Source organism: Candidatus Caldatribacterium sp. (genome assembly GCA_014359405.1).
GTDB lineage: Bacteria > Atribacterota > Atribacteria > Atribacterales > Caldatribacteriaceae > Caldatribacterium > Caldatribacterium oleiphilum.
In genome coordinates, this window is sequence record JACIZN010000085.1 from 1 (window position 1) to 8,152 (window position 8,152).

At 54.6% G+C, this 8,152-nt stretch carries 11 protein-coding genes; 5 read left to right on the forward strand and 6 right to left on the reverse strand.

Annotated elements, in window-relative coordinates; genetic code table 11:
• The 6 genes from H5U36_07360 to H5U36_07385 all read right to left on the reverse strand — a co-directional run.
• Window positions 1–563: preprotein translocase subunit SecA (locus H5U36_07360; protein MBC7217940.1), on the reverse strand; the 563-nt coding region annotated here is incomplete at its 3' end.
• A gap of 109 nt (window positions 564–672) precedes the next feature.
• Entirely contained in the window at window positions 673–1,461 is a 789-nt protein-coding gene (locus tag H5U36_07365; GenBank protein ID MBC7217941.1) for a bacteriocin family protein, read from the reverse strand.
• Window positions 1,458–1,805 carry a Rubrerythrin gene (locus H5U36_07370; protein ID MBC7217942.1) on the reverse strand — a complete coding sequence of 116 codons (348 nt, stop codon included), beginning with the start codon at window positions 1,803–1,805 and terminating at the stop codon, window positions 1,458–1,460. The genes H5U36_07365 and H5U36_07370 overlap by 4 nt, the downstream gene beginning before the upstream one ends.
• Window positions 1,806–1,853: 48 nt before the next feature.
• Window positions 1,854–2,174, reverse strand: a complete 321-nt coding sequence (locus tag H5U36_07375; GenBank protein MBC7217943.1) for a cupin domain-containing protein — start codon at window positions 2,172–2,174, stop codon at window positions 1,854–1,856.
• Entirely contained in the window at window positions 2,155–2,586 is a 432-nt protein-coding gene (locus tag H5U36_07380) for an Rrf2 family transcriptional regulator (protein ID MBC7217944.1), read from the reverse strand. The genes H5U36_07375 and H5U36_07380 overlap by 20 nt, the downstream gene beginning before the upstream one ends.
• Window positions 2,587–2,630: 44 nt before the next feature.
• On the reverse strand, window positions 2,631–3,815 hold the full coding sequence (locus H5U36_07385) for a class I SAM-dependent rRNA methyltransferase (GenBank protein ID MBC7217945.1): 1,185 nt from the start codon (window positions 3,813–3,815) through the stop codon (window positions 2,631–2,633).
• Window positions 3,816–4,063: 248 nt separating this feature from the next.
• On the opposite strand from H5U36_07385, the gene H5U36_07390 reads away from it, so the two are divergent.
• The 5 genes from H5U36_07390 to H5U36_07410 all read left to right on the forward strand — a co-directional run.
• The gene (locus tag H5U36_07390; GenBank protein ID MBC7217946.1) at window positions 4,064–5,554 is read left to right on the forward strand and encodes an AMP-binding protein; all 1,491 of its coding nucleotides are present in this window, start codon (window positions 4,064–4,066) and stop codon (window positions 5,552–5,554) included.
• On the forward strand, window positions 5,551–6,222 hold the full coding sequence (locus H5U36_07395) for a lipid-binding SYLF domain-containing protein (GenBank protein ID MBC7217947.1): 672 nt from the start codon (window positions 5,551–5,553) through the stop codon (window positions 6,220–6,222). Before H5U36_07390 ends, H5U36_07395 begins: the two co-directional genes overlap by 4 nt.
• A gap of 38 nt (window positions 6,223–6,260) precedes the next feature.
• Window positions 6,261–6,443, forward strand: a complete 183-nt coding sequence (locus H5U36_07400) for a hypothetical protein (GenBank protein ID MBC7217948.1) — start codon at window positions 6,261–6,263, stop codon at window positions 6,441–6,443.
• Between the two features lie 2 nt (window positions 6,444–6,445).
• The gene (locus tag H5U36_07405) at window positions 6,446–7,303 is read left to right on the forward strand and encodes a 2-hydroxyacyl-CoA dehydratase (protein ID MBC7217949.1); all 858 of its coding nucleotides are present in this window, start codon (window positions 6,446–6,448) and stop codon (window positions 7,301–7,303) included.
• Window positions 7,296–8,152, forward strand: an 857-nt coding sequence (locus H5U36_07410) for a 2-hydroxyacyl-CoA dehydratase (GenBank protein ID MBC7217950.1), incomplete at its 3' end; no start/stop codon positions are given. The genes H5U36_07405 and H5U36_07410, both read left to right, overlap by 8 nt.

An 8,152-nucleotide genomic window follows, 5' to 3' on the forward strand; every position in this document is an offset into this window, starting at 1 on the left:
AGGTAATCAAAGCCGAATTCCACATTCGTACCATAGGTGATGTCACACCGGTAAGCTCTCTTCCGTTCCTCAGGGGTTGACTCGTGCTGGATGAGTCCAACCGAAAGACCCAAGAACTCAAAAATCGGTCCCATCCAGTACCGGTCGCGCTTGGCGAGGTAATCGTTCACCGTGACGATGTGGACACCTTTTCCCGTAAGGGCGTTGAGGTACGCAGGCATGGTGGCCACCAGAGTCTTCCCCTCGCCGGTTTGCATCTCGGCAATTTTCCCCTGGTGGAGCACCACCGCCCCCATGATTTGAACGTCAAAAGGCCGCATCCCGACGACCCTTCGCGCCACCTCTCGCACCACCGCAAAGGCTTCGTGGAGCAGATCGTCAAGCGTTGCTCCCTGCGCTAATCGCTCTCGGAACTCCTCCGTCTTGCGGGCAAGTTCATGGTCCTTGAGGGCGCGCATGCGCTCTTCAAGGGCGTTAATAGGTTCAACGTACTTTTTTTGAAGCTCCCGAATAATTCGCTCCTGGGCTTTCCTCGCCCATGCTTCTTTCAAGAGGGCAAACATGGCTTTCCTCCCTGGCCACTTCAAAAGCAAGTACCATTATAGCACAGAAGAATACCGGAGAAAGAAAGAGAAGGTTCAGGGTCCATGGCGGGGGAAACCCCGCCATGGATTACTCAAGTACGCAGACGGAGCGGGGCTCAAGAAGGAGAAGGGCTAAACTCTCGGAAACGGAAAAGAGGTAACCGTCACTTTCTGGGCCAATGAATCCCACCGCCAGGTCCTGGCCAAGGACGATTCTTGCGTACAGAGGGTTCACCGCAAGGAGTACACCACCCTCCGCAAAGTACGGCGCTTTCACCACCCGGTCTCCCACGATGCTTCGAATGTGCTCGAGTTCCGACTGAGCGGTGCCAGGGTAGCGACGGAGGAGGAGGTTGTACCTCCCTGGAGCAAGGACCAGGGCAAAAGGTCCATGGAATCCCTGAGCGTCAAGGAGGGATACGGCCTCAATGATATCCTCAGCGGCTTTCCCAGGTTCATCCCAGGAGGAAAGGGAACTCTTCTGCACGCCATCGGCAGTACAGAGGCCCTTCATGTTCCCAACACCCTCAAAGATGAGCCGGTCCTCAAGGCGAACCACTTCTCGAACCGCTTGCACAAGGGGAGCAATATCGAGAGTCACTCCACCTCGTTCAAACTGGGCTATATCAACTTTTTTCAGATGAAAGGTGCGTTCCAAAGCGACGAGAGGCTGCCCTTCAACGACGGCAACGCCTTCTCCGAGAGTTCTTGCCCCCCTGGGGACAAAGGTGAACCCAAGACCAAAGGGTCCCCCAAGGGGAAGAACCTTCCTTCCGGCGAGTTCCCCCTTGGCAATGCTCACCGCTGCATTATCGAGGAGTTCCCAAACCTCTTTCCCGAAAGGCGCGTCTTCCCGACCAAGGTAGGGAGTACTCACTGGCTCTCCTCCTCCCTCAGAGACCCTAAGGTGGGGTTGTCCTGTCCCACAGAGCGAGCTATATCATCGACTTCCTTGGCTCCCTGTTCCATGAACTCGGCTTCGTCTCCGGTGAGAATTTCAAGAAGGCGCAGGAACTCTCCGGCGTGAACTCGCTCCTCATTGGCAATGTCGATGAGAACCTTCTTGGCAAGGGGATGATCGGTAGCCTCCGCGTGGGCCATGTAGAGGTGTACCGCTTCTTCTTCGGCCGCAAGATTCAGTCGAATCGCGCGGATGAGCTCCTCCTTGGTCAATTTCCGACCGGGCACCATTCCACTGAAAGGATTCAGAAATTCCGGCACTGCGACACCTCCTTTGATTTTCCATTCTAAAACCTTACTGCTTTTCCCCTATTCCTGGACCGGGAGCTTCACGACGAGGAAACGGAGACTCCCAAGGCTTTCGTTGCGCACCCCGTGAGGAAGACCCCGGGGGCTTGCAATGAGCGTGTGAGGACCAACCTGCTTTTCTTCCTCCCCGATAACGAACACCCCATACCCTTCAAGAACGTAGAAGAGAACATCTTGCGGTGTAGCGTGCAAGGGGACAGAACCTCCAGGAGGAACAAGGATATGGACAACCTGCACATTCTCCCGGTCGTACATCTTCCACCCGGAAAACGCTTCCGAAGAAGCAACAAGAACCGCCTCGTCAAGAGAGCAGTACTCCACAGTCGGCCTCCTTTCGGCAGACATCAGAAAGGGTATGGGAAGCAAGGTAGTCTCGGAAACGGAGAGCGAATTCCCCGAGGAGTCCTCCAAAGATGCACTGGGTGAAAGGACAAGAGGCCGCCCCCAAAAGGCATATCTTCTCCGGCACCGACCCCTCTATGGCCTCGTAGACCTCAAGCAGGGTGATACGCTCCGGGCAGCGGGCAAGGGCAAATCCACCCTTCGGCCCCCGGGAAGAAACGACGAGGTTCGCCTTACGCAGGCGCTGGAAGACCTTGGCGAGGTGATGGAAAGAAGCACCAGTCTGCTCTGCCATCTCCCGCACGGTAAGGGGAGAAGCACTCTGCGCCAAAAGCACCATGCTGTGCAGGGCAAGGGACACCGCTTCGCTGAACTGAGGAAAGGGTGACATCCATTCCTCCTTTTTGAGCACGAAAATACTTCAATGCCATTATATCACAGGACACGGAGGATGAAACACTTGAGGTAACGGGACTCCGGATACCCTAAAAGGACAGGATGGTCCTGCGCCTGTCCTCGACGCTCAAGAATCTGGATGCGCCTCTTTGCATCCCGGGCCGCTTCAGAAAGGACCCTAAGAAAAAGGTCCTCGCTCAGGTGGTGGGAACAGGAGGAGGTCATAAGGATTCCCCCGGGGGGCAGAAGCTTCATGGCAAAGAGGTTGATGTCCTTGTAACCCCGAAGGGCTCCCTCCAGAGCCTCCTTCCCTTTCACAAAAGCCGGAGGGTCGAGAACCACAACGTCGAAACGCTCGTTTCCTCTATGGAGTTCTCGAAGAACGTCGAAGACGTCACCAGGAGCAAAACGTACCCGGTCCTCTACACCATTCAGGCGGGCGTTTTCCCAGGCAAGGGCAATAGCCCATTCAGAAACATCGATACCCACAACTTCCCGCGCCCCAAAAACGGCCGCATGAATTGCAAATCCCCCGGTGTATGTAAAACAATCCAAAACCCTCGCCCCCTGAACATAGCGGTAAAGCGCGTACCGGTTCTCTCGCTGATCCAGGAAATGCCCTGTTTTCTGCCCTTGAGCAATATCCACGAGGAAAGAGAGTCCATTCTCGCGGATGGGAATTCTCGTATCTCCTCCCCCAGAAAGCCACCCAGCGCGCTCTCCAAGACCCTCTTTCTTTCGAACCTCAACATCGCTCCGCTCATATATACCCTCAGGGCGCAGGACTTCTTCGAGGGCTTCAAGAATTTCCGAGCGCCTTCTCTCCATCCCCAGGGTCAAAAACTGTACCACAAGGAAAGGACCGTATTTGTCCACGATGAGCCCAGGAAGGAAATCAGCCTCTGCGAAGGCAACCCGGAAGGCGCTGGTCTTTTCCTCTTCGAAAAGACGCAAACGGTACACAAGGGCTTGCGTGATTCTTCGGATGAAAAAACCAGTATCGATTCTCTCTTCCGGATTCTCGGTGAGGACCCGAACCGCAATGAGAGAGGCAGGGTTGTAATACCCAAGACCAAGGGTTTTTCCTCGAAAGTTCTCTAAAAGTACAATATCCCCTGGCTGAGCCGGACCCCGGACAACCTCGATGTCGGTACGGTACACCCAGGGATGACCGGAGAGGAGGCGCTTCTCTCTCCCTTTCCTGAGACGAACTCGGGGGTACACGACTACTTCTGCACTATTTTCCCTACAAGAAAAACTCCAGGCTTTTTGTCCACCTTGAGAATATGACCGATCTGCCGGTTCACAATGTCTTGTCCACCTGGGTCATGAAAGAAACCCTTGCCCCGATCCCCTTAGAGCCAGAACTTCCTCTCGTCCATCCAGTTACCCACTTTTTCGGAACATTATACCATCTTTCTCACCTCGGCATACCGTTTATGCTACAATGGAGGAGAAAAAGGAGGTCGACTATGAAAACAACCATTCCCGAACGCCTGAAGAGTATAGCCCGTGAGTACCGCGACAAAACGGCCGTCTCCTTTGGGAAAGAACGCCTCTCCTATGAAGAGCTCTTAAAGGAAATCGACAAAGAAGTGGAACGAATGCGAGAGGCAGGCGTGACTCCCGGATGCAGAGTTGTCACTGCCATCGGGAATAGCTTTCCTGCGCTTCGCTTCTACCTTGCCTGCCTCCGCCTTGGGGTCATTCCTATTCCCCTTTCCCCGCGCACGCCCCAGGATATGTGGATTAGAATCCTCAAAGCCTCTTCCGCGCAGTTCATCCTCACCGAGACAAAGCTCGAAGACCCTGACATTCCCTTTGCCCTTATGGGGAAGGATGGAGTCACTGCATACCCCTTGAAATTCCTCCCCTCATCTTTTCCGCTGCCTGATTTCGATAGCCCGGTAGCGGCACTCTTTCCGACCTCAGGAACCACAGGAACACCGAAACTCGTGATGCTCACCCACTGGAACCTCCTCTCGGATATCGACAGCTGCTTCGACCTTGTGGACATCTCTCCTGAGGACCGGATGCTCGGGATTCTCCCCATGTTCCACGTTTTCGGGTTTTCCATCGCTTACCTCCTCCCCCTCATGAAGGGGATGACGCTCACCCTTGTCCCTTCCCTCTATCCCCTTGAGGAGTTCGTTACTGCTCTCAAGAGGGACCAGTCCACCGTTTTCCTCGGAGTCCCTGCAGTCTTTTCAATCCTTGCGGGAGCAAGGAAAAGGGTTCCCTTTGACCTCCATCCCCTGCGGCTCCTCATATGCGGTGGGGATGCTCTGCCGGCGCGAGTTCGGGAAGCCTTTGAGAGCGCCTTTGGACTCCGCATCATCGAGGGATACGGCATTACCGAGGCTTCACCGGTGGTCTCAGTAAACCCCTCCCCTGAAGTCCGTGTCCCTGGTTCGGCAGGATGGGTCATCGATGCTATAAACTTGCGCATTGTTGACGAGGAAGGGAAAGACGTCCCCCAGGGCGAAGTCGGAGAAATCATCCTCTCAGGCGACCCCATTTCCCCTGGATACTTTGCAAATCCTGAAGAGAATGCCCGAGCCTTCAGGGAGGGATGGTTCTTCACTGGGGACCTGGGGAGAATGGACGATCAGGGCGTCCTCTACATCGAGGGAAGGAAAAAAGAGCTCATCATCGTTTCGGGTTTCAATGTGTACCCCCAGGAAGTCGAAGAAGTCCTCCTCGATTTCCCGGGTGTGGCCAAAGCTGCCGTTGTCGGAGTGAGACGGGAACTCCGGGGCGAGGTCGTCAAGGCCTACATCGTTCCTCAAGAAGGGTGTACCCTTGACCCCCGGGAGATTGTGAGTTTCTGCAAGAAGCGCCTCCCTCCCTACAAGGTTCCACGCCTTGTGGAAATTGTTCCCGACCTTCCTCAGACTGCAACCGGAAAGGTCATGAAGTTCCTCCTCGCACAAGCCCCATCGCAAAAGGAGTACGAGGCATGAAGTTCCTCGTTTTTGCCGGAATACTCCTTTCCCTTTTTGCCTTTCCTCCTCTTTCCTTCGCCTCTGAGGAAGAACTCTTGAACCGGTCCATCGAGGTGCTCTACGAGCTCTCAAAGTCGGTGGACCGGAAAATCCTTACTTCATTTTTCGAGAAGGCCTGGGGCATTGCGGTTTTCCCAGGAGTGCGGCGGGTTGGGCTTTTCGTCGGCATAGCCGAGGGGAAGGGAGTCTTCTTTGCCCGGGGAAGAGACCGGACAACCTTTTTCGGACCCGCTTTCTACACCATCCAGGGAGTACAGGTGGGAATTCAAGCGGGTGTCCAGTCCCAGGATATCGTTCTTTTCTTCATGCGGGAACCCAAAGGAGACACCATAGTTCTTGGGGGGAATCTTGCTGTAGCCCTGGGACCCACTGGAAGGGGATTCTCGGCAACCATGGACCCTGATCTTTCTGCTCCTTGCTATGCTTACGCGATCTCCCGGGGGATTTTCGTTGGGATTTCCCTTGAGGGCACGAGGCTCAAAGAAGACCCTGAAGCCAACCGGAACTTCTGGGGCAAGGATGTCCCGGCAAAAACCATCCTCTCGGGATTCCTTCCTCCAGACTTTGCGTCCCAGAACCTGGCAAGGCTCCTTATAAATCTTGCCCAGGAAGGTGAGAAGGAATGATTCGGTGTCTTTTCTTTCTTGCGATTCTCCTTGCTCTCATAGTGCTTTCTGCCTTCTTCCTCTACACCTTTCCCTTCTTCTTGCCCTTTATCCTCGGGGGTTTTGCCTTTCTATTCTTCTTCATTCTCGGCGTTTTTGTACTCGGGTGGGCACTCCTTTTTGTCTTTCCCATCGCTCTCTTTGGATTCATCGCCTGGATGCTCTTTTGGATTTTCTTCTAACGATGAGGGCTTTGGGGTACTTCTGTCACTACGTTCCCGAAGAACTCCTTGTTGCCTGCGGGTTCGAGGCTATCTGCTTTGAGCCCGACTTTTCCCTTTCGGTATCCCCTCTCTTTCCAGTTCCTTTCTGCGCACTGTGTAAATCCTTTACCCAATGGGCCATAAATCACAAGGACCTTTCGGGATTTGTAGTCCCTCTTGCCTGCGACGCCTCTCGGAGAACTTACGAAACCCTGCGTGCACTCAACCGGTCCGTTTTTCCCCTCGATGTCCCAGCCTCTTCTTCTCCTGAAGCCGTACAGTACTTCGCAGAGAACCTAAAGATTTTGAGCGAGGAGCTCCTTGCCCTGAGCGGGGTATCCTGGGAGGCCTTCGAGAACACCTTGCGCAAAGCCCTCCAGGAAGCGCCAAAAAAGAGCGAAAGCGCAGAGAACCGTCCTTCCCTCCTTCTCCTTGGCTCGCATTTTGCTTCTGCAATTCTTCCTCTCCTTGAGGCTCGGGGCTTTGTGGTTCTTGCCGATATCCCCAAAGAGCGTCCCTACATTTTCCTTGAGCCCTTCACGCCCTCCCTTTCCCCCCTTGTGGATCTGGCACGCCTTGTGCTCCTTCACCGTCTTCCCTGCCCCCGCTTTCCCGGAAAAGTGCGGAGGGAATTCCTGAAAAAGCTCTGCAGAGAGCTCCCCATACGGGGCGTCATCATCTTCTTCTCCAAATTCTGCGATCCCCAGCTCTACGAAATCGGACTCCTTCGCCGGGAACTCGAAGTTCCGGTTCTCCTCCTTGAGCACGATCTCACCTCTTCGCTTGCCCAGTGGGAGACGCGTCTTGATGCCTTTTTGGAGATGATTCGTCATGGGTAGCCCCTCACCCTTCCTCCTCAGGACGATTCGCTTCCTCATTGAGCGTCCCACTCTCTTTAAGCTCCTTGGACCGTACGAGTGGTGGATCCGCCGGAAGTACCCAAACCCAAATCTTGCACAGTTCTCTTTCCAGGTAACCATCCACACCATCCTGACCCTCTACGGGCGGAAGAAAAAGGTCGCCTGGGCGAGTCTCTTCTTTCCGTCGGAGTTCCTCCATGCCGCCTCTTTCGCCCCTTTCTACCCGGAAATTGGGGCAGGTCTTGTGGCAGCCTTAGGATTTGCCCATCTTCCCCTTGCAGAAGCCGAAAAAGCCTGGTTCTCTCAGGACCTCTGCAGCTACCACCGGGAAAGCATCGGCATGAGTTTACTTCGATTCTTCCCTAAGCCTGATTTCCTCTTCGCCACCTCGACCATCTGCCAGGGAACAGTGGGTTTCTTCGAGACCCTCCAGGAAATCTGGAAGGTTCCCCTGTTCCTCGTGGATGTTCCGAAAGAGGAAAGTTCTGAAGCCAAAAGGTACGTTGCGCAGCAGCTTGCCACGATTGCCCAAAGACTCAGGGAGTGGGGAATCCGCTTTTTCTGGGACGAACCCTTTGCCCTCTCTAACAGAACCCGAGAAATTCTCGGAGAAATTGCCTCCCTTCGCCAGCGCAAAGACCGGATGCTCCTTCCGCCCACCAAAAATCTCGACTACCTCCCATACTACTACGAGTTCTTGGGCGACCCCATAGCCCTCTCTTTTGCCGAACGATTGAAAGAGCACCTTGCGCAACCGTCACGAACCCTTCCGCATCGCCTTGTCTGGCTCCACCTCAAACCTTTCTACTCCGGGATGCTTCCAGCAAT